This is a genomic window from Curtobacterium sp. MCPF17_050 (assembly GCF_003224435.2).
Classification (GTDB): domain Bacteria; phylum Actinomycetota; class Actinomycetes; order Actinomycetales; family Microbacteriaceae; genus Curtobacterium.
Map to the genome: position 1 here is coordinate 1,770,206 of NZ_CP126250.1, position 24,835 is coordinate 1,795,040.

Consider the following 24,835-nt stretch of genomic DNA (forward strand, 5'->3'; position numbering starts at 1 on the left):
CACGGGAGTCACGTGACCAACGAACGGCGGGTGCTGGTGCACCCCGACAAGCAGGCCCTCGGCGCCTCCGTCGCCGCACGCTTCATCACGAAGATCATCGACGTGCTCGACGAGCAGGGACGGGCCGACATCGCGATCAGCGGTGGTTCGGTCTCCACGCTCGTCCTCGCGGCGATCGGGCAGTCGCAGGCGCAGGAGAGCGTCGACTGGTCGAAGGTCCACGTCTGGTGGGTCGACGAGCGCTGGGTGCCCGCGGGCGACGCGGACCGGAACGACGCCGGCACGCAGACGGACTTCCTCGACCACGTGAGCATCCCGGCCGAGAACATCCACCCGATGGCGACGTCGGACGCCGGCCTCACCATCGACGAGGCCGCGACGCAGTACGAGCGCGAGCTGCACGACGCCGCTCCCGACTCCGCCGACGCGCCCCGTTTCGACATCACGCTGCTCGGGGTCGGTCCGGACGGGCACACCGCGTCGCTGTTCCCGGAGTTCCCGCAGCTCCGCGTGACCGACCGCATGGTCGTGCCCGTCGACGACTCGCCCAAGCCCCCGGCACAGCGCCTGACCCTCACCTACCCGGTGATCAACGCGTCGCAGCGCGTCTGGGTGATCCTGTCCGGCGCCGAGAAGGCATCCGTGCTCGGCCTCGCCCTCGCCGGTGCCGCCGTGGACGAGGTCCCGGTCGGCGGCGTGCAGGGCCGCAAGCGTACCGTCTTCTTCGTCGACCAGGACGCTGCACGCGACGTCCCGGAGAACCTCATCGCGTCGACCTACTGACGCACCGCACGACGGACGGGAGGCCCGGTACCAGCTGGTACCGGGCCTCCCGTCCGTCGTGGGGTCGCCCCCGGCGGGGCGGGCTGGTGGCCGTTCGTCGAGGTCGCATGAACTGCCGTGCCATGCGTCCGCAGGCAGCACGCTGTGCTACCTCGGCGGACGGCGCGCGGCATGTCATGCGACCTCGACGCGGCCCGAACCGACCGGGACGACCGCGGCGACGTCCCCCGACGACGAAGGCCCCCGCTCCTGACGGAGTGGGGGCCTTCGGACGTCTGCTGCTACTTGGCGGCGGTGCCGCGGCGCTGACGGAGCTGCTGCAACGCGTCCTCGAGGAGCTGCGCTGCCTCTTCCTCGGTCCGACGCTCCTTCACGTACGCGAGGTGCGTCTTGTACGGCTCGGTCTTCGCGACCTGCGGCGGGTTCTCCTTGTCGCGACCGGCCGGGAGACCGGTGGAAGGCGAGTCGACCGTCTCCGGGATCTCCTCGTCGGGGAGGTTCGCGGCGAAGTACCGCACGACCTCGTTGCCCATCGCGTCCCAGTACGAGATCGCGACGCGCTCGGCCTGGACGCCGCGGTCCTGCTCGCCCATCGGGCCGGCGCCGACGCGCGACCCACGGATGGCGCTTCCTCCGGATGCCATGTCAGCTCCCTGCCGTGAACTTGTTGATGAGACCGAGCACGATGATGCTCGAGATCCAGAGGAGCCCGAGGATCACGGTGATGCGGTTCAGGTTGCGCTCTGCGACGCCGGATGCCCCGAGGTTGCTCGTCACACCACCGCCGAACATGTCGGAGAGGCCGCCACCGCGACCCTTGTGCAGGAGGATGAGGAGCGTGAGCAGGAGGCTCGTGATCGCGAGCAGGACCTGCAGCACGACGGAGAGTATCGCCACGACGTACCTTTCGTGTCAGTCAGCCATTCGAGTATACCGGTCACGCGGGCTGCGCTCCGGACCCGGACGGGGTGTGTGCACAGCACGAGGCGCGACGGGCGGACCCGTCGCGCCTCGTGCGGTCGTTCTAGAGACCCACGTGCTGCTGGAAGCGCGCGATCGCCGCGAACTCCTGCACGTCGAGCGATGCGCCACCGACGAGTGCGCCGTCGATGTCGGGCTCACGGAGGAAGCCGGCGATGTTGCCCGACTTCACCGAGCCGCCGTAGAGGACGCGGGTGTCGGCTGCGGCCTGGTCGCCCCACGCCGCTGCGATCCCACGGCGCAGTGCGGCGCACTCGTCCTGGGCCTGCTCGGCCGTGGCCGCCTGGCCGGAGCCGATCGCCCAGACCGGTTCGTACGCCACGACGATCTCGGCGGGCTGCACCGCACCGAGGACGACCCCGAGCTGCTCGACCGGCACGACACCGGCGCCGCGCTGTTCGCGCTGCTCACCGGTCTCGCCGACGCACACCACCGGGACGAGGCCGTGCTTGACCGCCGCCGCCGTCTTCGCCGCGACGACCTCGTCCGTCTCACCGTGCATGGTGCGACGTTCGGAGTGCCCGACGATGACGTACTGCGCATCGAGCGCGGCGAGGAACGCGCCGGACACGTCGCCGGTGTACGCGCCGGAGTCGTACTGTGACAGGTCCTGCGCGCCGAAGGCGATCGGCAGCTTGTCGGCCGAGATGAGCGTCTGCACGCTCCGCAGGTCCGTGAACGGTGGGAAGACCGCCACCTCGACGTCGGCGTGGTCGTGCCGAGCGTCCTTCAGCGTCCACGCGAGCTTCTGCACCGTGGCGATGGCCTGGAGGTGGTCCAGGTTCATCTTCCAGTTGCCGGCGATGAACGGCGTGCGGGTCATGCCGTCCACCCCAGTGCTTCGAGGCCGGGGAGCGACTTGCCCTCGAGGAACTCGAGACTCGCCCCGCCGCCGGTGGAGATGTGCCCGAACTGGTCGTCGCGGAACCCGAGCGAGCGGACGGCAGCTGCCGAGTCGCCGCCACCGACGACGCCGAGGCCGTCGACCTCGGTCAGCGCCTGCGCGACGGTCTTCGTACCCGCTGCGAAGGCGGGGAACTCGAACACGCCCATCGGGCCGTTCCAGAACACCGTCTTCGACGAGGAGACCGCTGCGGCGAACCGTTCCGCGGTCTCGGGGCCGATGTCGAGGCCGATGCCGTCGGTACCGAAGGACGAGGACTCGATCGCGTCGGCCGCGACCGTCTCGTGCTCGGCGTCCGCGGCAAACCCGGAGGCCACCACGACGTCCGTCGGCAGGTCGATCGTCACGCCGAGCTCGGTCGCGCGCGAGAGGTACTCGCGCACGGTGTCGAGCTGGTCCTGCTCGAGCAGCGACTTCGCGACCCCGTGGCCCTGCGCCGCGAGGAAGGTGAAGAGCATGCCGCCACCGATGCAGATGGTGTCGACGCGGGGCAGCAGGTGGTCGATGACGCCGAGCTTGTCGCTGACCTTCGACCCGCCGAGCACGACCGTGTACGGGCGCTCCGGGTCCTTCGTCAGACGCTCGAGCACGGTGAGCTCCTGCTCGATGAGCTGTCCTGCCGCGCTCGGGAGCGCAGCGGCCAGCTCGTACACCGAGGCCTGCTTGCGGTGCACGACGCCGAAGCCGTCGGAGACGAACGCATCACCGAGTGCGGCGATGCGGTCGGCGAAGGCGGCGCGTTCCGCGGCGTCCTTCGAGGTCTCCTCCGGGTTGAACCGGAGGTTCTCGAGCAGCAGGACGTCACCGTCCTCGAGGGCCTCGGCGGCCGCGGTCGCCTCGTCGCCGACGGTCTCGCCGACGAAGGTGACCGGCTTCGCCAGCAGTTCGGACAGCCGCTGGGCGACCGGCGCGAGCGAGTACTCGGGGGCCGGAGTGCCGTCGGGTCGACCGAGGTGCGACACGACGATCACACGCGCACCGGCGGTGATCAGCGTGTTCAGCGTGGTGAGCGACGCCCGCACGCGGCCGTCGTCCGTGATCGTGCCGTCCTTGAGCGGGACGTTCAGGTCACAGCGGACGACGACGCGCTTGCCGGCGAGCTCGCCGAGGTCCTCGAGGGTGCGGAGAGCCATCAGGTCAGAGCTTCTCGCCCACGAACTCGGTCAGGTCGACCAGGCGGTTCGAGTAGCCCCACTCGTTGTCGTACCACGAGGTGATCTTGACCAGGTTGCCCATGACCTTGGTCAGGCCCGAGTCGTAGATCGAGGAGTGCGGGTCCGTCGTGATGTCGGTGGACACCAGCGGGTCCTCGCTGTAGAGCAGGATCCCCTTGAGCGGGCCCTCGGCCGCGGCCTTGTAGACGGCGTTGATGTCGTCGACCGTCACGTCCGACTTGGTCTCGAGCGTCAGGTCCGTGATCGAACCGGTCGGCACCGGCACGCGGAGCGCGAAGCCGTCGAGCTTGCCGGCGAGCTCCGGGAGGACCAGGCCGATGGCCTTCGCCGCACCCGTGGAGGTCGGGACGATGTTCAGGGCGGCGGCACGGGCGCGACGCGGGTCCTTGTGCGGTCCGTCCTGCAGGTTCTGGTCGGCGGTGTAGGCGTGGACCGTCGTCATGAGACCACGCTCGATGCCGAACGCGTCGTGGAACACCTTGGCGAGCGGCGCGAGGCTGTTCGTGGTGCACGAGGCGTTGGAGATGATGTGGTGGTTCGCCGCGTCGTAGGTGTCCTCGTTGACGCCGAGGACGATGGTGACGTCGTCACCGGTCGCCGGGGCGGAGATGATGACCTTCTTGGCACCGGCGTCGATGTGCTTCTGCGCGTCGGCGGCCTTGGTGAAGAACCCGGTCGACTCGATGACGATGTCGACACCGAGCTCACCCCAGGGGAGGTTGGCGGGGTCGCGCTCGGCGAGCACCTTGATGGCCTTGCCGTCGACGACGATGTTGTCGCCGTCGAGCTCGACGGAGACGCCGAGCTTGCCGGTGATCGAGTCGTACTTGAGCAGGTTCGCGAGCGCGGCGTTGTCGGTGAGGTCGTTCACCGCCACGATCTCGAGGTCGCTGCCCTTGGCCAGAGCGGCCCGGAAGAAGTTACGGCCGATCCGGCCGAAGCCGTTGATACCGATCTTGACGGTCAATGGAGCTCCTGTTGGGTGTGGAGCGCCTCGGGAGGCGCTGCTTTTCGGAGTGTGGAGGCGTCGTCGGGGACGACGGCCGGCCCACGTGTGGTGGACGATACGCCCCGTAACGTCGCCGGAACGACCCTAGCAGTCGGACCCCCTCGGACCACCTGCATGACGTCGACCCGTGCGGGTCGGTGTCCGGTGGCCGAGGGGGTCCGGAGGACGACCGGGCTCAGGCGCCTTCGAGCTCCTCGGGCACGCTCGCCTCGGTGCCGGGCACGCCGAGGTCGGACGCGCGCTTGTCGGCCATCGCGAGCAGTCGGCGGATCCGGCCCGCGATCGCGTCCTTGGTCATGGGCGGGTCCGCGTGCTGGCCGAGCTCGTCGAGCGAGGCGTCACGGTGCTCGAGCCGGAGGGTCCCGGCGTACTGCAGGTGGTCGGGCACGTCGTCGCCGAGGATCTCGAGGGCACGCTCGACGCGGGCGCAGGCGGCGACGGCGGCCTGCGCCGAGCGGCGGAGGTTCGCGTCGTCGAAGTTCACGAGCCGGTTGGCGGTGGCACGGACCTCGCGGCGCTGGCGCATCTCCTCCCAGTCGGCGGTCGTCCGGGCGGCGCCCATCGCGGTGAGCATCTGGCCGATGGCCTCGCCGTCGCGGATGACGACCCGGTGCACGCCCCGGACCTCCCGACCCTTCGCGGCGATCCCGAGGCGGGAGGCGGCACCGACGAGCGCCATCGCGGCCTCGTTGCCCGGGCAGGTGACCTCGAGCGCGGCGGCCCGGCCCGGGTCGGTGAGGGTGCCGGATGCGAGGAAGGCGCCGCGCCAGATGGCGGCGAGGTCCTCGCGGGTGCCGGTGGTCAGGCGGTTCGGCAGGCCGCGGACCGGGCGACGGCGGGCGTCCATGAGTCCGGTCTGGCGGGCGAGCGTCTCGCCGGCCTCGAGGACGCGGACGAGGTAGCGGGTGCCGCGCCGGGACGAGGCGGTCGACCCGACGGAGGCCTCGCTGCGCACGCCGTACAGCTCGGCGAGGTCCTTCCGGACACGGTGCACGATGATCCGGGTGTCGAGTTCGACCTCGACCGCGATCCGGCCGGAGATGACGTGCAGCCCTCCCGCGAACCGGAGGACGGTCGCGAGCTCGGCGGCGCGGACCGTGTTCCGGTTGACGACGACCCTGGCCAGCTCGTCCTTCACCTCGGCAGTCAACGGCACGGCATCATTCCTTACGTTCTTCGGGGTGGGGTTCCGCGGCCCCGGGGCGCACGCGTGTGGAGACAGCCGGTGGGACGGTCACTCCCGGCCGAGATCTCGGTTCTTCACACGCACGGCGACGTTGGGCATCCCGCGGAGGAGGCTCGCCAGCTCGGCGACGATGGCGACCGAACGGTGCTTGCCGCCGGTACAGCCGATGGCGATCGTAGCGTGTCTTTTGTTCTCCCGCTGGTACCCCTCGAACACCGGCTCGAGCACGGAGGCGTAGCGCTCGACGAACGAGCGGGCTCCCGGCTGCTCGAGGACGTAGTCGGAGACGGGCGCGTCGAGGCCCGTGTGCGGCCGGAGTTCCGGGACCCAGTACGGGTTCGGGATGAAGCGCACGTCGGCCACCATGTCGGCGTCCGCGGGCAGACCGTACTTGAAACCGAAGCTCATCAGGGTGACCTGGACACCGACGAACCGGTCCTCGGCGAACCGCTCCGTGACCGCGTTCGCGAGCTGGTGGATGTTCAGGTCGGAGGTGTCGATGACCATGTCCGACGCTTCCCGCAGCCCGAGCAGCCGCGCGCGTTCCCGGGCGATGCCGTCGAGCAGGGTGTCCTCGCCCTGCAGCGGATGCGGGCGGCGGACCTGCTCGAACCGTCGGACCAGGACCTCGTCGGTGGCCTCGAGGAACAGCACGCGGACCCGCGCACTGGTGCTCTCGCGGACCTGCTGGACGGCGTGCTCCGGTTCGGTGAAGAAGCGGCCGCCACGCACGTCGACCACGGTCGCGATCTTCGGGATCGACTCCCCCGCGCGGTCGGCGAGGTCCGTGAGCGGTCCGAGCATCTGGGTGGGCAGGTTGTCGACCACGTACCAGCCGAGGTCCTCGAGCGCCTTCCCCACGGTGGACCGGCCGGCACCGGACATGCCGGTGACGATGAGCACGTCGTGCTGCTGCTGGGAGGTGGTGTCGGTCATCTGCGAAGGAGCTCCGTCGTGGTCGGGCCGGGCGGGTCGCCCGGCCGGTGCGAGCGCCGGCCCAGGTCGGGGACCAGGCTACCGTCCGGCCGGGAGGCCCGTGCGGACGTCATGCGGGCCGCTGCGGCCCGTCGGGGCCCGCGTCGGGGACGCGCACCGGGCCTCCCGACCGGGCGCCGACCGGGTCGGCACCCGTGTCCGGTGCGCTGGCCGACTCCGGGGCGCTCACCGGGACGGTGGTGAGCTTGCGCACCACGGCGGCCGCGGTCGCGGGCCCGACACCGGGCACCTCGCCGACCTCCTCCGCGGTGGCCTGCCGCAACCGGGTGACCGAGCCGAAGTGCTTCAGCAGCGCCGCGACACGGCTCGGCCCGAGCCCGGGGATCTCCGACAGCTGCGACTTGACGTCCCGCTTGCGCCGCGTGCGCTGGTGCGTGATCGCGAAGCGGTGGGCCTCGTCACGCAGGCGCTGGATGAGGAAGAGCGCCTCGGAGTTGCGGGGCAGGATGACCGGGAAGTCGTCGTCGGGCAGCCAGAGCTCCTCGAGCCGCTTCGCGATCCCGACGAGCGCGATGTCGGTCACCCCGGCCTCGTCCAGCGCGCGCTTCGCCGCCGCGACCTGCGGCTGGCCACCGTCCACCACGAGGAGCTGCGGCCGGTACGCGAAGCGCTTCGTCGGCTTCGTGCCCTCGACCACGTCGTCCACAGTCGCATCGGGGACGTCGGGCAGGGCAGCGTCCTCGTCGAGGCGGGCGAGCCGCCGTGTGAGGACCTGGTACATGCTGTCCGTGTCGTCGGTCGTCTCGGCGATCGTGTACCGGCGGTACTGGTCCTTGCGGGGCAGCCCGTCCTCGAAGACGACCATCGAGGCGACGACGTTGGTGCCCTGCAGGTGCGAGATGTCGTAGCACTCCATCCGCAGCGGCGCCTCGGTCATGCCGAGGGCCTCCTGGATGTCGGCGAGGGCCGCAGCACGGGTCGTGTAGTCGGCCGAGCGCTTGGTCTTGTAGAGCATGAGCGCCTGCTGGGCGTTCTGCGAGGCGGTCCGGGCCAGACCGGCACGGTCCCCGCGCTGGGCGGTGCTGAGCTTCGTGCCACGACCACCCCGGCGGTCGCTGAGCCACTGCTGCAGGGCGTCGGCGTCGTCGGGCAGGACCGGCACCACGACCTCGCGCGGCGGTTCCTCACCACCGGCACCGGCGGGCAGGTCCGTCCCGGCGTACACGCCCTGGACGATCTGCTCGACGAGGTCCCCGGTGCTGATGTCGAGTTCCTTGTCGACCACCCAACCCCGCACACCGCGGATCCGGCCGCCCCGCACCGAGAACAGCTGCACGGCGGCGGCGAGCTCGTCCTCGGCGATGCCGAACAGGTCGAGGTCCACCGAGTCCTTGAGCACCACGGCGGACTTCTCGAGCACGGCTTCGAGGGCCTCGACCTGGTCCCGGTAGCGCGCCGCCTGCTCGTACTGCATGGCGTCGGCCGAGGCGGCCATGCGCTGCCGCAGCTGCGTGATCACACGCCGGTCGTAGCTGCCCATGAAGCGGACGAACTCCTCGACCAGCGCCCGGTGCTCCTCGATCGTGACCCGCTGCGAGCACGGCCCGCCGCACTTGCCGATCTGCCCCGGGAAGCACGGCTTGCCGGTCTGCATCGCGCGCTTGTACGAGGACTCCGAGCAGGTGCGGATCGGGAACACCTTGATCATGAGGTCGATCGTGTCGTGCACCGCCCAGATCTTCGGGTAGGGCCCGAAGTACTTCGCGCCCTTGATCTTGCGGTTGCGCGTGACCATGACCCGCGGCGCCTCGTCCGCCATCGTGATCGCCATGTACGGGTAGGACTTGTCGTCCCGGAACTTGACGTTGAAGGGCGGGTCGAACTCCTTGATCCAGGTGTACTCGAGCTGGAGCGCCTCGATCTCGGAACCGACCGTGGTCCACTCGACGCTGCGCGCCGTCAGCACCATGCGCCGGGTGCGTTCGTGCAGCGTCGGCAACGGCGCGAAGTAGTTGCTCAGCCGCGCGCGGAGGTTCTTCGCCTTGCCGACGTAGAGCACCCGGCCGGCCTCGTCGCGCCACCGGTACACGCCCGGGTCGGTCGGGATCTCACCGGCCTTCGGACGCCATGCGACGGTGTCCGCCACCTACCGAGCACCCGCCTTCGCCGGCGCGGCGCCGCGCACCTCGCCCTGTCGGCCCTGCACGGACCGCTGCTTGCCGACGCGGGCGTCCTGGGCGTCGAGGATCTCCCGGAGGAAGACCCCGGTGTGACTCTCGGGGACGTCGGCGACGTGCTCCGGCGTGCCGGTCGCGAGCACCGTACCGCCGCCGGACCCGCCCTCGGGCCCCATGTCGATGAGCCAGTCGGCGGACTTGATGACGTCGAGGTTGTGTTCGATCGTGATCACCGTGTTGCCCTTGTCGACCAGGCTCTGCAGCACGAGGAGCAGCTTGCGGACGTCCTCGAAGTGCAGACCCGTGGTCGGCTCGTCGAGCACGTACACCGTGCGGCCGTTCGAACGGCGCTGGAGCTCGGTGGCGAGCTTCACGCGCTGGGCCTCGCCGCCGGAGAGCGTCGTGGCGCTCTGCCCGAGCCGGACGTACCCGAGGCCCACGTCGACGAGGGTCGCCATGTAGCGGTGGATCGCGGAGATCGGCTCGAAGAACTCGGCCGCTTCGCTGATCGGCATGTCGAGCACCTCGGAGATGTTCTTGCCCTTGTAGTGCACCTGCAGCGTCTCGCGGTTGTACCGGGCACCGCCGCAGACCTCGCACGCGACGTAGACGTCGGGCAGGAAGTTCATCTCGATCTTGATCGTGCCGTCGCCGGAGCAGTTCTCGCAGCGACCGCCCTTGACGTTGAAGCTGAAGCGCCCGGGCTGGTACCCGCGGGTCTTCGCCTCCTGCGTCTCGGCGAACAGCTGCCGGATGCGGTCGAACACGCCCGTGTAGGTCGCCGGGTTGGACCGCGGCGTCCGGCCGATGGGCGCCTGGTCGACGTGCACGACCTTGTCGAGCTGGTCGAGGCCCTTCACGCGGGTGTGCTTGCCGGCGATGTGCCGGGCACCGTTGAGCTGGTTGGCGAGCACCTTGTAGAGGATGTCGTTGACCAGCGTCGACTTGCCCGAGCCGCTCACGCCGGTGACCGCCGTGAACACGCCGAGCGGGAAGTCGACGTCCACGTCCTTGAGGTTGTTCGCCCGCGCACCCTGCACGCTGATGACGCGCTTGCGGTTCACCTTCCGGCGCTCGGTTGGCATCTCGATCGCCCGACGTCCGGCCAGGTAGTCACCCGTGATCGACTCGCGGTTCTCGATCATGTCCGCGTAGGAGCCCGAGTGCACGACGTTGCCGCCGTTGACGCCCGCGCCAGGACCGATGTCGACGACCCAGTCCGCGGTGCGGATCGTGTCCTCGTCGTGCTCGACGACGATGAGGGTGTTGCCGAGGTCCTTGAGCTTGACCAGGGTGTCGATGAGCCGGCGGTTGTCGCGCTGGTGCAGCCCGATGCTCGGCTCGTCGAGGACGTACAGCACGCCCGTCAGACCGGACCCGATCTGGGTCGCGAGCCGGATGCGCTGTGCTTCGCCGCCGGAGAGACCGCCAGCTCCCCGCGCCAGGGTCAGGTAGTTGAGGCCGACCTCGAGCAGGAACTCGAGCCGTGCCCGGATCTCGCGCAGCACGGCGGCGGCGATGTGCGCCTCCCGGGCGGTGAGCGTGATGTCGGCCATGAAGCCGTAGGCCTCGTCGAGGGCCATGACCGTGACGTCGGCGATGCTGCGGCCGTCCACCGTCACCGCGAGGACCTCCGGCTTGAGGCGGGTGCCGTCGCACACGGGGCACGGCACCTCGCGCAGGTAGCCCTGGAACCGCTGTCGCTGCGAGTCGGTCTCGGCCTCGGCGAACTTGCGCTCGATGTAGGGCATGACGCCCTCGAACCCGCTCGTGTACCGCATCTCGCGGCCGAAGCGGTTCTTCCAGGACACCGAGACCTCGAAGTCCTTGCCGGTGAGGATGGCGGCCTGCACCGACGCGGGCAGCTGGTTCCACGGCGTGTCCAGGCGGAAGCCGAGCTCCTTGCCGAGACCGGCGAGCAGCTTCTCGAAGTAGGAGTACAGCCCGCTCGTCCCGGTCCAGGGCAGCAGGACGCCGTCGGCCAGGGAGGCCTCCGGGTCGCCGAGGACGAGGTCCGGGTCGACCGACATCCGCGTGCCGAGGCCGGAGCACTCGGGGCAGGCGCCGAACGGCGCGTTGAAGGAGAACGTCCGCGGCTCGATCTCGGTGAGCGCGAGCGGGTGGTTGTTCGGGCACGAGAGGTTCTCGGAGTAGGTCCGGACCGCACCGGGGCCCTCGTGGTCGACGAGGTCGATCGCGACGGTGCCGTTCGTGAGCCGCAGCGCCGTCTCGAGGGAGTCGGTCAGACGGCCGAGGATGTCGTCGCTCGCCACCAGCCGGTCGATGATGACCGAGATGTCGTGCTTGACCTGCTTCTTGAGCGTCGGCGGGTTGCTCAGCTGGATGCGCTCCCCGTCGACGATCGCGCGCGCGTAGCCGGACGCGGCGAGCTCCTGGAAGAGGTCGACGAACTCGCCCTTCTTCTTCGACACGATCGGCGCGAGCACCTGGAACCGGGTGCCGGTCTCCTGCGTCATGAGCTGGTCGGCGATCTGCTGCACGCTCTGCTTGCTGATCACCTCACCGCAGACGGGGCAGTGCGGGATGCCGATGCGCGCCCAGAGCAGACGCATGTAGTCGTAGACCTCGGTGATGGTGCCCACCGTGGACCGCGGGTTGCGGTTCGTCGACTTCTGGTCGATCGACACCGCGGGCGACAGGCCCTCGATGAAGTCGACGTCCGGCCGGTCGACCTGGCCGAGGAACTGGCGCGCGTACGCGGACAGCGACTCCACGTACCGCCGCTGCCCCTCGGCGAAGATCGTGTCGAACGCCAGCGAGGACTTGCCGGAGCCGGACAGTCCGGTGAAAACGACGAGCGAGTCGCGCGGGATCTCGAGGTCGACGTCGCGGAGGTTGTGCACGCGTGCGCCACGGACGCTCAGCGTCGATGTGTCGTGCGGAGCCGTCCCACCGGGCAGGTGCAGGTCCGACGGCTCGTCGAAGTCGTTCGGGTCGGACATGGCGGTTCCGCGGTCAGAGGTGATGGTCATCGCAGACGATTCTACGAAGCCGCTCCGACAATCGTCCGCCGGGGCGGATCAGCCGAGTGCGTCGAGAGCGAACGCGACCCCGGAGGCGTCTTCGCTCGCGGCCCACAGCCGCGCCGCTTCGCCGCGGTCGTGTGCGCGCGGCTCGGCGGGGACGACGGCCGCAGGCCCGCGGAGCTGGAACCAGCCGGCCGGACCCCAGTACTGGCCGGACCGGACGTCGGTGCCGACGGCGGCGTGGACGAGCGGCACCGCACCGGCGTCCTTGCCCTGCGCGATCCAGCGCTGGCCCGGCCCGATCCAGGCGGGTTCGCCGCCCGAGGACACAGGACCCGGTGTCCCGACGCCGTGGGCACCCGGACGGCCGGTCGCCGTGCGCCGTCCGGTCAACGAGTCGAGCGCGAGGCCGGGGTGCGCCACGACGCTCGACACGCGCGACCCGGCGTCGGCGAGCCGCTGCGCGAGTTCGAACCCGAAGAGCATCACGGCGAGCTTGCTCCGCGCGTACTGCCGGTAGCCGTTGTAGTGCCCGGCTCCGAGCGGGTCGTGGCGGTCGAGTGTCACCCAGCGGTGCGAGATGGACCCGAGGTGGACGACCCGACCACCCGTGGCGGTGAGCAGCGGGAGCACGAGACCGGTCCACGCGAAGTGGCCGAGGTGGTCCGTGCCGATCTGCAGCTCGTGGCCCTCTGCGGTGGAGCGTCGCTCGCGCGAGCCGACCACCCCGGCGTTGTTGAGGACCGCGTGCACGGGTCCGAGCGCCGCGAGCGAGTCGGCCGCGGACCGTACGGAGCCGAGGTCGGCGAGGTCGAGGTGGACGTGCTCGAGTGTCGCGTCGGGGACGACGGCCCGGATGCTCCGCTCCGCCGCGGTCGCCTTCTCGGGGTTCCGGGTCGCGAGGACCACCCGGTGTCCGGCGGCGGCCAGCTGCTCGGCGGCCTGGTACCCCAGGCCCGCGCTGGCGCCCGTCACGACGACCGTGCGACGGGCGTCGTCCGACGCCGACGGCTCCCCCGGCTCAGACGACATGGCCGGCGGACTCCATCTGCCGCAGCGCCTTCTTGAGGTCCTGCACCTCGTCGCGGAGCCGGGCCGCGAGCTCGAACTTCAGTTCGGCCGCGGCCTGCAGCATCTGGTCGTTCAGGTCGGCGATCGTCGCCTCGAGCTGGGTCGCACCCTCGCCCGCGATGCCCTCGCGACGGAGGGACGGCGTGGGGGCACGTCGACCGTCCCGCACGCCGCCACCGCGACGCTCGAGGAGCTCGCGGGTGTCGTCGTTCTCGCGGTTCAGGACCTCGGTGATGTCCGCGATCTTCTTGCGGAGCGGCTGCGGGTCGATGCCGTGCTCGAGGTTGTAGGCGACCTGCTTCTCACGCCGCCGGTCGGTCTCCTCGATGGCCTGCTTCATCGAGTCGGTCATCTTGTCGGCGTACATGAGCACCTGACCCGACACGTTGCGGGCCGCGCGACCGATCGTCTGGATGAGCGACGTCGACGACCGCAGGAACCCCTCCTTGTCGGCGTCGAGGATCGCGACGAGGGAGACCTCGGGCAGGTCGAGACCCTCGCGGAGCAGGTTGATGCCGATGAGGACGTCGTACACGCCCTGGCGCAGCTCGGTCAGGAGCTCCACGCGCTTCAGGGTGTCCACGTCCGAGTGCAGGTACCGCACACGCACGCCGGCGTTCCCGAGGAAGTCCGTCAGTTCCTCCGCCATCCGCTTGGTGAGGGTGGTGACGAGGACGCGTTCGTCCTTCTCGGTCCGCTGCTTGATCTCCTCGAGCAGGTCGTCGATCTGGCCGTCGCTCGGCTTGATGACGATCTCGGGGTCGACCAGGCCGGTCGGACGGATGATCTGCTCGACGACGCTGTCCGTGATGCCGAGCTCGTACTTGCCCGGGGTGGCGGACAGGAAGACCTTCTGCCCGACGCGGTCGAGGAACTCCTCCCACTTCAGCGGGCGGTTGTCCATCGCGCTCGGCAGCCGGAACCCGTGCTCGACGAGAGTGCGCTTGCGGGAGGCGTCGCCCTCGTACATCGCACCGATCTGCGGCACGGTGACGTGCGACTCGTCGATGACGAGGAGGAAGTCGTCCGGGAAGTAGTCGATGAGACAGTGCGGCGCTTCCCCGGGGCCGCGGCCCTCCATGTGCCGGGAGTAGTTCTCGATGCCCGAGCAGAATCCGATCTGCTCCATCATCTCGATGTCGAACGTCGTGCGCATCCGGAGCCGCTGGGCCTCGAGCAGCTTCCCCTGGCCCTCGAGCTCGGCGAGTCGTTCGGCGAGTTCCTCCTTGATGGAGCTGATCGCCCGGTGCATGACGTCGGTGTCCGCGACGTAGTGCGACGCCGGGAAGATCGACACGGCCGGCAGGTCGTCGATGACGTTGCCCGTCAGCGGGTGGAGCGAGGACAGCGCCTCGATCTCGTCCCCGAACATCTCGATGCGGATCGCGTGCTCTTCGTACATCGGGATGATCTCGAGCGTGTCGCCGCGGACCCGGAAGGTGCCACGGGCGAAGTCGACGTCGTTGCGCTGGTACTGCATGCTGACGAACTTCCGCACGAGCTGGTCGCGCGAGATGGTCTGGCCGATGTGCAGCGCCACCGAGGCGTTCATGTACTGCTCCGGCGTGCCGAGGCCGTAGATGCACGAGACGGTGGACACCACGACGGAGTCCCGTCGGCTGAGGAGCGAGTTCGTCGTCGAGTGCCGGAGCCGCTCGACCTCGGCGTTGACGGACGAGTCCTTCTCGATGAAGGTGTCGGTCTGCGGGACGTACGCCTCGGGCTGGTAGTAGTCGTAGTACGACACGAAGTACTCGACGGCGTTGTTCGGCATGAGCCCACGGAACTCGTTCGCGAGCTGCGCGGCCAGCGTCTTGTTGTGCGCGAGCACGAGTGTCGGCCGCTGCACCTGCTCGATCAGCCACGCCGTCGTCGCCGACTTGCCGGTACCCGTGGCGCCGAGCAGCACCACGTCCGTCTCACCGGCGTTGATGCGGCCCGCGAGCTCGGCGATCGCCGCGGGCTGGTCACCGCTCGGCGAGTACTCACTGACGACCTCGAACGGACGGATGGCACGCGTGGGCTTGACGGCGACTCCCATGCTGTCCACAGTAGGCGCGGCTGCCGACATCGGACGGTTCTGCTCGCCCACGGCGTACTGTCACCTGATAGCGGACTCCGAGGGTCCTGATCGGCGACGGTCGTAGCCTCCGGTCCGTTCAGCAACCCGACCGAAGAGGCCCCATGACCACGGCCCCCGCTGCGGCGCCAGCACCGATCCCGACGAAGGGCACCCCGTTCCGCGGACGCATCCGCGGCCGGGTGCTCGTCCTGCTCTGCTTCATGTACGCGATCTCGTACATCGACCGGACGAACATCTCCACGGCCCTGCCGCACATCACCGAGGAGTTCGGGCTCACCGAGTCCGCCGCCGGGTACGTCGTGGCGGCCTTCTCACTCCCCTACGCGCTGCTCCAGGTGTTCGGCGGGACGATCAGCGAGAAGGCGGGTCCGCGCCGCGCGCTCTTCGTCATCACCGTGGTGTGGGGCGTCGCGACGCTCTGGACCGGTCTCGCGGTCGGGTTCTGGACGCTGCTCGCCGCACGGCTCCTCCTCGGCCTCAGCGAAGCGGCCGCCTTCCCGTCCGCGACCCAGGCGATGAGCCGGTGGATCCCGCGCGACCGGAACGGCTTCGCGCAGGGCGTCGTGCACTCGGCCGCCCGCCTCGGCAACGCCCTCGCGCCCCTCCTCGTGGCGTACTTCATCGCGATCAGCGGATGGCGACTCGCCTTCTTCGCCACGGCCCTCCTGTCCGTCGCCTGGGGCATCGTCTGGTTCGTCGCCTTCCGGGACCGCCCCGAGGACGCCCGCGGGATCACCGCGACCGAGTTGGCGGAGCTCCCGCCCGTGGAGACCCGGGCGACCCGGCCGCCGGTCCCGTGGCGAGCCCTCGCGAAGCAGATCCTGCCGGTCTCCTTCGTCGACTTCGGCTACGGCTGGACGCTCTGGGTGTTCCTGACCTGGATCCCGACCTTCCTCAGCGACGAGTACGACCTCGAGATCACCGCCTTCGCGTGGTTCACCACCGCGGTGCTGCTCGCCGGCGTCGTCGGCGACACCGTCGGCGGCATGCTGAGCGACCGGATCATCCACCGCGGCGGGGACAGCCGCCACGCGCGCCGGGTGGTCCTGGTCGTCGGGCTCGGCGGATCACTCGTGTGCCTGCTGCCCCTGCTCGTCGCCGGACAGAGCCTCACCGTGGCCACGGTGTCGCTCGCGCTGTCGTTCTTCTTCCTCGAGCTCTGCAACGCGAACCTGTGGGCGATCCCGATGGACGTCGCGCCGCAGTGGTCGGGCACGGCGTCCGGCTTCATGAACACCGGCTTCGGCGTGGCGGGCGTCGTCTCGCCCATCGTCTTCGGCACGCTCATCGAGGCCTCCGGCTGGCAGATCCCGTTCGGGATCTCCTGCGCCCTCCTCGCGGCCGCCGCCGTCGTGGCGTGGGTGATGAAGCCCCAGCGGCTCACCATGACGGACGGGGTGCTCGAGACCGGTGTCCCGGCAGCGGAGCGCGGCGGGACCCACTGACCGCACGGCCGGGAGGCCCACAGCACCCCGGACCGGCAGGGCTGCTCAGGCGGCGGTGCGGGCAACGCGCCGTCGCGCGCGCGACGGTCGGCCGGTGAGCGGCACGCTGAGCGGCGTCCACCGGAACACCTCGGTCACGGCGACCGACAGCACGAGGACGAGCACGACGGTCACGAGCGTCAGCCACGGCTTCGGCACCACGGCTTCGAGCCAGCTGTCCCCGTACAGCAGGATCCAGATCACGAACGGGTGGCTGAGGAAGATCCCGAACGACCGGTCCGACGCGTAGTCGACGACCCGGGCCAGTGCGCTGTCGGCGCGGCGGCGGTCCGCCCACGCGGCGCCGATCGTCAGGAACCCGACGAAGACCGCGGTGCTCCACAGCACCTGGACGGGCTGCAGCGGAGTACCGGCGGCGTAGAGGGACTGCCCGAGGCCGACCTGCACCCACCAGACCCCGAGCGTGACGGCACCGGCCCCGGCGAACGCCCACAGGACGGCCCGTCGGTGCTCGCGGATGAAGCGCAGGAACGCATCGGCGTGGTCCGCGGCGACGGCACCCGCCACGATGAAGAACACGTACGAGAAGAAGAACTGCTTCTGGTAGCCGTGCAGCCAGTCGATCGAGTGCGGCTCGTACTTGTAGGCGGCGAAGACGGCCAGCTGGACGACGAACGAGACCACCAGGAGCGTGACGTGGTGCCGCCGGGTGACCCTGACCAACCAGACGATCGCCGGCAGGAGCAGGTACACCTGCATCGTCACGAGCAGGAAGTACAGGTGGTACCAGGCCGTCCCGGTGACGATCCCCTCGGCTGCGGTCGTCACGAGTGCCGGGACGTCCCCACGGGTCGTCCCGTCGATGAGCCAGGCCGCCACGACGTACACGAACGACCAGGCCAGGTACGGCACGCCGACGAGCAGGAACCGGCGGGGCCAGAACTGCGCGAGCGGCCGTGGGCGGAGGGACCAGCTGTACACCAGGACGAACGCGGTCAGCGAGAAGAAGACCAGCCGGGTGAAGTGCAGCAGGCCGAGCACGGCGTAGAGCCCGACGTCGTCGGACGCGACCGTGTGGCTCGTCGTGTGGACGCCGATGACACACGCGAAGGTGAGGATGCGCAGCACGTCGACCTCGTACAGGTGACGCGGGCGCCCGGACGCCGTCCGCGTCGGCGTCTGCACACCCGTCGTCGTGCCCGTGGTGCCGGCCGCAGTGGCGCCGGCCGCAGTGGTGCCGGCCGCATCGGTGGCGGTCGCACTCGTGCCGGTCGTTGCGCTCGCGGCGTCGTGCCCGGTCGGTGTGGGACGCGCGTTCACCGTGACTCGGCCATGGCTCGGACGCGGGCCCGCTGGACCTTGCCGGTGGGGGCGCGCGGGAGGTCGGGCACCAGGGAGATCTCGGCCGGCCGACGGAACCGGGTCAGGGCGGACTCCGCCAGCGCCGCGAGGTCCTCGAGCAGGCCCGCGGTGTCGACGTCCTCCTGCGCGATGACGTAGGCCACGGGGACGGCACCGAGCACGTCGTCCGACCGCCCGACCACGACGGCCTCGAGCACGCGAGGGTCACGCAGCAGGACGTCCTCCACCTCCGACGGGTAGACCTTCTCCCCGCCGCGGTTGATGACGTCGTCGGAGCGGCCCGCGAGGGACACCCAGCCGTCCGGTGCGACCGACCCGAGGTCCCCGGTCGACAGCCACCCGTCGGCGTCGAACCGGTCGGCCGCGCGTCCACCCAGGTACGACCGGACGATGCCCGGTCCCCGTACCCAGAGCGCACCGATCTCGCCGGCCGGCAGCACCGCACCGTCCTCGCCGCGGACCTGCACCTCGGAACGGACGGGCAGTCCGACGGACCCGGGTCGCGCCGGTGCGCCGAGCGGCGTCGCGGTGATCTGGCTGGCTCCCTCGGTCATGCCCCAACTCACGACGAGCGGGACGTTCCCGAGGGCGGCGCGCACCGTGTCGGGCAGCGGGGCCGACGCGCTCCGGACGAAGCGGAGCGTCTCCGGGAACGCCAACGGACCGGTCTTGGCGAGGACCGCGAGGACCGCGGGCACCGCGTTGAGCCAGGTGATCCGGCGCTCCTCGAGCAGTTCCCAGAAGCCGGTCCGTCGGAACCGGCGGTCGAGCACGAGCGTCGCGCCGGCGACGAGGGTGGCGAGGAGGCCCACGACCTCGGCGTTGACGTGGAACAGCGGCAGCGAGTTGAACCCGCGGTCGTGCTCGGTCAGCCGGTTGTGCTCCGCCACGGCGCGGGCGACGGCGAGCAGCTGTGACTCCGGCAGCTCGACGCCCTTCGGCGTCCCGGTCGACCCGGAGGTGAACAGGACGACCGAGCCCTGTCCGGGAGCGTCCGGCACACCCTCCGCCACGTCGCCGTCACGCACCCCGGTCGGGAGGTACGTGGCCGCGTCCACACCGGCGGCCGGCGCTCCGGGGACGGTCGCGTCCTCCGGACGGTCGGAGACGACCATGACCGCACCCCCCAGGAGGGCTGCGAGCCGAGCGGGTTCGGTGGCCGGCTGGCCGGTGTCGACCGGGACCGACCGGCGCCCGGAGGCGACCGCGGCGAGGTGGACGACGGCGAAGGCGAGCGGGTCGCCGACGTCGACGAGGACACCGCCGGAGGCCGGCATCCCGATCGCGTCGAAGGTGCGCGACCAGGCGCTCACGGCGTCGTGCAGCGCACGGTACGTGAGGACGCGGTCCGAGCGGGCGTCCTCGAGGTACGAGCAGTCGCCGTCCTGCTCGGCTCGGCGGCGGACGAGGTCGGCGAGCCCGGGCAGCGTCGGCGGTCCACCGCTCGCGGTCGCCGGGTCGTCCCCGCTGTCGGGGACGCCCGGGGAGGTGGGAGAGGAGGGACCGCCGTCGTGCTGCACCGTCCCATCGTATTTCCGTCGCCTATGACCGCGCGGAGGGAACGTCGGGCGTGGGGAACCGGTGCAGCAACCACTGCCACAACGCGAGCATGTGCGGGTCGCCGTGCTCGTCGAGCGGGGTCGTGTCCTTGACCACCCGGGAGTGCGCGTGGCCGGCATCACCGCCGGGCAGCCTGGTCAGGATCGCGTGCGGGTCGGCCCCGGGACGTGGCGGAGCGGTCCGGGTCCGCCAGGGCTCGCCCGTGCCACCGGCGCCGCCCCGTCCCGCGAGCCCGAGCGCCGTCCACGAACCGGCGATCCGCGGTCGGTAGGAGTCGCGGACGTCGTCGAGCGCGTACATGCGGGTCGCCGGGGTCCGGCCGGGGCGGTCCATCCAGGCCGCGTGGACCGGACCGACGGACTCCACCGGCGCGGCGAACATCAGGGCACCGAGGACGGGCCGGATGTGGGCGATGTACGCGGCCTCGCCTCCGCCCTGTGAGTGGCCGGCGACGACGATGTCCCCCCAGGTGATGTCCTCGTCGGCCTGCACGAACCGCCCCCAGCCGCCGTCGGGGTCCACCTCGTCCAGGTGCGCCACCGCGTCCCGGAACCGCGACACGATCGAGCCCGCCGGGGTGACGCTGCTGTACTCCGAACTCCGGGTGCCGTCGAACCGGTTCCGCTGGACCTGTCCGTAGCAGCGCGCATCGGCCTCGCACGTCGCGGACAGTGTCTTGCCGAGGTTCCAGTAGTCGAGTCCGAGCACGTGGTACCCGTCGCCCAGCGCCGTCGTCAGGAAGCGCTGGTACTCGGCCGGCTTCGACCGCGTGGCCGGCAGGAACAGCAGCAGCGGACCGTCCGGTGTGGTCCGGGCGGCGAAGTCGTTCCGGTTCGGCGACAACCGCTCGCCGTCGATGGAGCCCAGACGGAAGCGGTGGAAGACGTCCTGCGGCGTCTCCTCGGGGCCGAGCGTGCGGTGCGGCAACCCCGGCCGCCCGCCCTCGGCGACCCGCTGCCCGCCGAGCACGTTCGCGCCGACGAGCGAGGCCAGACCGATCGCGACCAGGACGAGGACCGCGACGACGAGCAGGCGGTGATGAGCCCTCATCGGACGAGTCGGGCCCAGACCTCGTCCGCCGAGCGGATCGTGTCCTCGACCGAGCGGGTCGCGTCGACGACGTGGTCGGCGAGGGCGAGACGGTCCGCGTCCGACGCCTGGGCGGCGACCCGCCGCTCGGCGTCCGCACGCGCCATGCCACGGTGCTCGACGAGCCGCTCGACCCGGACCGCGGCGGGGGCGTCGACGACCACGACGGCGTCGAAGCGCAGGGGGCGTGCGCCGGCCGCCTCGGCCAGGAGCGGCACGTCGTAGACGACGACCGCGTCGGGGTCCGCGGCCCCGGCGGCGTCGAACCGCTCCTGCGCGAGACGCCACACCTCCGGGTGGGTGATGCCCTCCAGGTCCTTCCGGGCGGCGGCGTCCGCGAACACGATCGCGCCGAGCGCCGGACGGTCGAGCTCGCCCTCCTCCGTCACGACCGCGGGACCGAACCGCTCCCGCACCGCGGCGAGGCCAGCACTGCCCGGAGCGACGGCGTCCCGCGCGAGCTGGTCGGCGTCCACCACCACCGCGCCGTGCTCCGCGAACCGCCTGGAGACCGTCGACTTGCCCGCGGCGATGCCGCCCGTGAGTCCGATGATGCGCACGACGACAGCGTGGCACGGACGGCTCCACGAACGCCGGAAGCCCGGCCCGACCGCCCCGTGCGGGACGATCAGGACCGGGCTCCGGTCACTTCGACTCGATCAGTCGATCGAGCGGTGCTCAGTTGGTCGAGCTGAGCTTCTCACGGAGTGCCGCGAGGGACGCGTCGTCGGCGAGGGTGCCGGCGCCGGTCGTCTCGCTCGTGAACGACGACGAGGCAGCGGCCGGGAGGTCGAAGCCACCCTGCGCCTCTTCGGTGAGCGACTTGGCGACCTGGGCCTTGTGGGCCTCCCAGCGGGCCTGGGCGGCAGCGTACTGACGCTCCCACTCCTCGCGCTGGGTGTCGTAGCCCTCGAGCCACTCGTTCGTCTCCGGGTCGAAGCCCTCGGGGTACTTGTAGTCACCCTTGTCGTCGTACTCGGTCGGCATGCCGTAGAGCGCCGGGTCGAACTCGGTGCTCTCCGGGTCGACGCCCTCGTTGGCCTGCTTGAGGCTGAGCGAGATGCGGCGACGGTCGAGGTCGATGTCGATGATCTTGACGAACACCTCGTCGCCCACGGACACGACCTGCTCGGCGAGCTCGACGTGCTTGTTCGAGAGCTCCGAGATGTGCACGAGACCCTCGATGCCGTCCGCGACGCGGACGAATGCACCGAACGGCACGAGCTTCGTGACCTTGCCCGGCGCGATCTGACCGATCGCGTGGGTGCGGGCGAAGACCTGCCACGGGTCTTCCTGCGTGGCCTTGAGCGAGAGCGACACGCGCTCGCGGTCCAGGTCCACCTCGAGGATCTCGACGGTGACTTCCTGCCCGACCTCGACGACCTCGCTGGCGTGCTCGATGTGCTTCCAGCTGAGCTCGGAGACGTGGACGAGACCGTCGACGCCGCCGAGGTCGACGAACGCACCGAAGTTGACGATCGACGAGACGACGCCCTTGCGGACCTGACCCTTGTGGAGGTTGTTGAGGAATGTGGTGCGCGACTCGGACTGCGTCTGCTCGAGCAGGGCGCGGCGCGAGAGGACCACGTTGTTGCGGTTCTTGTCGAGCTCGAGGATCTTCGCCTCGAGCTCCTGACCGAGGTACGGCGTCAGGTCGCGGACACGGCGCAGCTCGATGAGCGAGGCCGGGAGGAAGCCGCGGAGGCCGATGTCGACGATGAGACCGCCCTTGACGACCTCGATGACCGTACCGGTCACGACACCGTCGGACTCCTTGATCTTCTCGACGTCGCCCCATGCACGCTCGTACTGTGCACGCTTCTTCGACAGGATCAGGCGGCCTTCCTTGTCCTCCTTCTGGAGGACCAGGGCCTCGACCTCGTCACCGACGTTGACGACCTCGTTGGGGTCGACGTCGTGCTTGATCGAGAGCTCGCGCGAGGGGATGACACCCTCGGTCTTGTACCCGACGTCGAGGAGGACCTCGTCGCGGTCGATCTTCACGACGGTGCCGGAGATGAGGTCTCCGTCGTTGAAGAACTTCAGGGTCTTCTCGACCTCGGCCAGGAAGTCATCAGCCGAGCCGATGTCGTTGATGGCGACCTGCTTGGGAGCCTTGGTCGTGGTGGTTGTCATGTAGAGATTGCTCCGAACGGACATGAGTCGGGCCAGGCGGCGAGGGAGCGACCCCCGGTCCGCGATCCGGTCCTGCAGGTCGTGCGACCTGTCGGACCCGGTGCGAGCCACCGTGGCGGTGTGTGTTGTTGGCGCGGATTGCGCCGCACAAGTCTATCCAGCGGGACCGGCACCCACAACCGGGCGTGTCACGGTCAGCCGACGAGCGCACTCCGCAGCGTGTCGAGCCCGACGCCGCCGAGTGCCAGGGCGCGGTGGTGGAACGCCTTGAGGTCGAAGGACGCCCCCTCGCGGGCGGCCACGTCGTCCCGGATCGACTCCCAGACCCGCTGCCCGACCTTGTACGAGGGGGCCTGGCCCGGCCACCCGAAGTAGCGCGCGACCTCGAACTGCACGAACGCGGGGTCCATGTTGACGTTCCGGCCCATGAAGTCGAGCGCGTACTCCCAGGTCCAGCCGCCGCCGTCGGGGTTGGTCTTCTGCAGGTGCACCCCGATGTCGAGGACCACGCGGGCAGCGCGCATCCGCTGACCGTCGAGCATGCCGAGGCGGTCGCCGTCGTCGTCGAGGAACCCGAGCTGCTCCATCAACCGCTCGGCGTACAGCGCCCAGCCCTCGACGTGTCCGGACGGACCGGCGAGCTGGCGCCGCCAGGTGTTGAGCTCGCCGCGGTTGTACACGGCCTGGCTGATCTGCAGGTGGTGCCCCGGAACGCCCTCGTGGTAGACCGTCGTCTTCTCACGCCAGGTGCCGAACTCCGTGACGCCCTGCGGGACGGACCACCACATCCGACCGGCGCGCGAGAAGTCGTCCGACGGGCCGGTGTAGTAGATCCCGCCCTCCTGGGTGGGCGCGATCCGGCACTCCAGGCGCTTGATCGGGTCGGCGATGTCGAAGTACCGGCCGTCCATCGCCCGGATCGACTCGTCGCTGGTCTCCTGCATCCAGGCGCGGAGGGCGTCCGTGCCGTGCAGGACCCGCGACGGATCGGCGTCGAGGACCTCGATCGCGCGGGCGACGCTCGCGCCGGACTCGATGCGGTCCGCGATCCGCTCCTGCTCGTCCCGCATCCGGGCGAGTTCCTCGATGCCCCACTCGTACGTCTCGTCGAGGTCGACGACGGCGCCGAGGAACCGGCGGGAGTGCAGGGCGTAGTCGTCGCGACCGACCGCGTCGACCGGGGTCGAGAGCGGCAGGACGTCGTGCTGCAGGAAGGCGCCGAAGGACCGGTAGGCGGCCGCGGCGACCTCGGCCCCGCGCGTCAGTTCGGCGCGCAGCTGCTCCGGGACCGGCGCCCCGCCCTCGAGCGCGGCGCCGTCGACGAGCTGCCGGAAGAACCCGTCCGGTGCGCCGTTCCGGCCGGCCTGTTCGGCGATGAGCTCGACCTGGCGCTTCGCGGCGGTGACGCCCTCGCGGGTGCCCTCGAGCAGCGTCTCCCGGTACCCCTCGAGGGCGTCCGGGAGGGCCTGCAGGCGTCCGGCGACGTCCTGCCAGTCCTCCGTCGTGGCGGTCGGCATGAGGTCGAACACGTCCCGGAGGGACTGCGCGGGGCTCTGGATGACGTTGAGGTCCCGGAGGTGCAGCCTCCGCTCGTACGACTCGACGGTCAGGTCGAGCTCGGATCCGAGGTCGGCCTTCGTGACCCGGTCGACGTCGTCGCGGGCGTCGGCGGCGTCCAGTGCTCGGCGGGCGGCACGAGCGGCGTCGGCGAGGGCTGCGGCACCCGCCGGGGACGTGTCGCCGTAGGAGTCGGTGCGCCCGGGCACACCGATGTACGTGGCGACCGTCGGGTCGAGCTCGACGAGCGTGGTGACCCACTGCTCGGCGACCTGGTCGACGGCGGACGGCTGGCGGACGGGACGGTCATCGCTCATGTCGTCGACCCTACCCAGCCCCGCTCCCCCGGTCACCGGAGGCGAGCGGCGGGCGGTCCGACGGGCGGTGCGCCGCG

The 24,835-nt window shown here is 70.7% G+C and carries 19 protein-coding genes; 2 read left to right on the plus strand and 17 right to left on the minus strand.

Translation table 11 applies throughout. The annotated features are described in order from the left end of the window. Positions 1 to 12 precede the first annotated feature (12 nt). Positions 13 to 783 (plus strand): 6-phosphogluconolactonase, encoded by a 771-nt coding sequence (gene pgl / locus DEJ34_RS08460; protein WP_110900205.1) that lies wholly within the window; start codon positions 13 to 15, stop codon positions 781 to 783. 281 nt (positions 784 to 1,064) lie between these two features. On the opposite strand, the gene DEJ34_RS08465 is transcribed toward pgl, so the two are convergent. From DEJ34_RS08465 to uvrB, 11 genes are all read right to left on the minus strand, one after another. After that, positions 1,065 to 1,427, minus strand: coding sequence for an RNA polymerase-binding protein RbpA (locus DEJ34_RS08465; RefSeq protein ID WP_110825022.1), 363 nt, complete (start codon positions 1,425 to 1,427; stop codon positions 1,065 to 1,067). Position 1,428: 1 nt separating this feature from the next. Beyond that, on the minus strand, positions 1,429 to 1,680 hold the full coding sequence (gene secG, locus DEJ34_RS08470) for a preprotein translocase subunit SecG (protein WP_110825023.1): 252 nt from the start codon (positions 1,678 to 1,680) through the stop codon (positions 1,429 to 1,431). A gap of 127 nt (positions 1,681 to 1,807) precedes the next feature. Continuing rightward, positions 1,808 to 2,587: a triose-phosphate isomerase gene (gene tpiA, locus DEJ34_RS08475; RefSeq protein WP_110825215.1), complete on the minus strand. Its 780-nt coding sequence runs from the start codon at positions 2,585 to 2,587 to the stop codon at positions 1,808 to 1,810. Beyond that, on the minus strand, positions 2,584 to 3,801 hold the full coding sequence (locus DEJ34_RS08480; protein ID WP_110910835.1) for a phosphoglycerate kinase: 1,218 nt from the start codon (positions 3,799 to 3,801) through the stop codon (positions 2,584 to 2,586). Before DEJ34_RS08480 ends, tpiA begins: the two co-directional genes overlap by 4 nt. Positions 3,802 to 3,805: 4 nt before the next feature. Continuing rightward, positions 3,806 to 4,810, minus strand: a complete 1,005-nt coding sequence (gap, locus tag DEJ34_RS08485; RefSeq protein ID WP_110910834.1) for a type I glyceraldehyde-3-phosphate dehydrogenase — start codon at positions 4,808 to 4,810, stop codon at positions 3,806 to 3,808. A gap of 217 nt (positions 4,811 to 5,027) precedes the next feature. Then, the gene (gene whiA / locus DEJ34_RS08490; protein ID WP_110825026.1) at positions 5,028 to 6,008 is read right to left on the minus strand and encodes a DNA-binding protein WhiA; all 981 of its coding nucleotides are present in this window, start codon (positions 6,006 to 6,008) and stop codon (positions 5,028 to 5,030) included. A 78-nt stretch (positions 6,009 to 6,086) separates the two neighbouring features. Next, complete coding sequence (gene rapZ / locus DEJ34_RS08495) at positions 6,087 to 6,974, minus strand: RNase adapter RapZ (RefSeq protein WP_110825027.1); 888 nt, start codon at positions 6,972 to 6,974, stop codon at positions 6,087 to 6,089. A 109-nt stretch (positions 6,975 to 7,083) separates the two neighbouring features. Then, positions 7,084 to 9,120: an excinuclease ABC subunit UvrC gene (gene uvrC / locus DEJ34_RS08500; RefSeq protein ID WP_284180676.1), complete on the minus strand. Its 2,037-nt coding sequence runs from the start codon at positions 9,118 to 9,120 to the stop codon at positions 7,084 to 7,086. Continuing rightward, the gene (gene uvrA, locus DEJ34_RS08505) at positions 9,121 to 12,144 is read right to left on the minus strand and encodes an excinuclease ABC subunit UvrA (protein ID WP_258368222.1); all 3,024 of its coding nucleotides are present in this window, start codon (positions 12,142 to 12,144) and stop codon (positions 9,121 to 9,123) included. Between the two features lie 48 nt (positions 12,145 to 12,192). Then, the gene (locus tag DEJ34_RS08510; protein ID WP_110910832.1) at positions 12,193 to 13,170 is read right to left on the minus strand and encodes an SDR family NAD(P)-dependent oxidoreductase; all 978 of its coding nucleotides are present in this window, start codon (positions 13,168 to 13,170) and stop codon (positions 12,193 to 12,195) included. Next, positions 13,160 to 15,250 (minus strand): excinuclease ABC subunit UvrB, encoded by a 2,091-nt coding sequence (gene uvrB / locus DEJ34_RS08515; protein WP_110825030.1) that lies wholly within the window; start codon positions 15,248 to 15,250, stop codon positions 13,160 to 13,162. The genes DEJ34_RS08510 and uvrB overlap by 11 nt, the downstream gene beginning before the upstream one ends. A 143-nt stretch (positions 15,251 to 15,393) precedes the next feature. Between uvrB and DEJ34_RS08520 the strand changes: the two genes are divergently transcribed. Continuing rightward, the gene (locus DEJ34_RS08520) at positions 15,394 to 16,737 is read left to right on the plus strand and encodes an MFS transporter (RefSeq protein WP_110891281.1); all 1,344 of its coding nucleotides are present in this window, start codon (positions 15,394 to 15,396) and stop codon (positions 16,735 to 16,737) included. Between the two features lie 45 nt (positions 16,738 to 16,782). On the opposite strand, the gene DEJ34_RS08525 is transcribed toward DEJ34_RS08520, so the two are convergent. From DEJ34_RS08525 to DEJ34_RS08550, 6 genes are all read right to left on the minus strand, one after another. After that, on the minus strand, positions 16,783 to 18,057 hold the full coding sequence (locus DEJ34_RS08525; RefSeq protein ID WP_110910831.1) for an acyltransferase: 1,275 nt from the start codon (positions 18,055 to 18,057) through the stop codon (positions 16,783 to 16,785). After that, complete coding sequence (locus DEJ34_RS08530) at positions 18,054 to 19,619, minus strand: class I adenylate-forming enzyme family protein (RefSeq protein WP_181422202.1); 1,566 nt, start codon at positions 19,617 to 19,619, stop codon at positions 18,054 to 18,056. The genes DEJ34_RS08525 and DEJ34_RS08530 overlap by 4 nt, the downstream gene beginning before the upstream one ends. Before the next feature lie 22 nt (positions 19,620 to 19,641). Then, entirely contained in the window at positions 19,642 to 20,709 is a 1,068-nt protein-coding gene (locus DEJ34_RS08535; protein ID WP_181422201.1) for a BPSS1187 family protein, read from the minus strand. Then, the gene (coaE, locus tag DEJ34_RS08540) at positions 20,706 to 21,308 is read right to left on the minus strand and encodes a dephospho-CoA kinase (protein WP_110910829.1); all 603 of its coding nucleotides are present in this window, start codon (positions 21,306 to 21,308) and stop codon (positions 20,706 to 20,708) included. The genes DEJ34_RS08535 and coaE overlap by 4 nt, the downstream gene beginning before the upstream one ends. 118 nt (positions 21,309 to 21,426) lie before the next feature. Further along, on the minus strand, positions 21,427 to 22,884 hold the full coding sequence (gene rpsA / locus DEJ34_RS08545) for a 30S ribosomal protein S1 (protein WP_110825035.1): 1,458 nt from the start codon (positions 22,882 to 22,884) through the stop codon (positions 21,427 to 21,429). 194 nt (positions 22,885 to 23,078) lie between these two features. Next, positions 23,079 to 24,758 (minus strand): DUF885 domain-containing protein, encoded by a 1,680-nt coding sequence (locus DEJ34_RS08550; RefSeq protein WP_110910828.1) that lies wholly within the window; start codon positions 24,756 to 24,758, stop codon positions 23,079 to 23,081. Between the last annotated feature and the right edge of the window lie 77 nt (positions 24,759 to 24,835).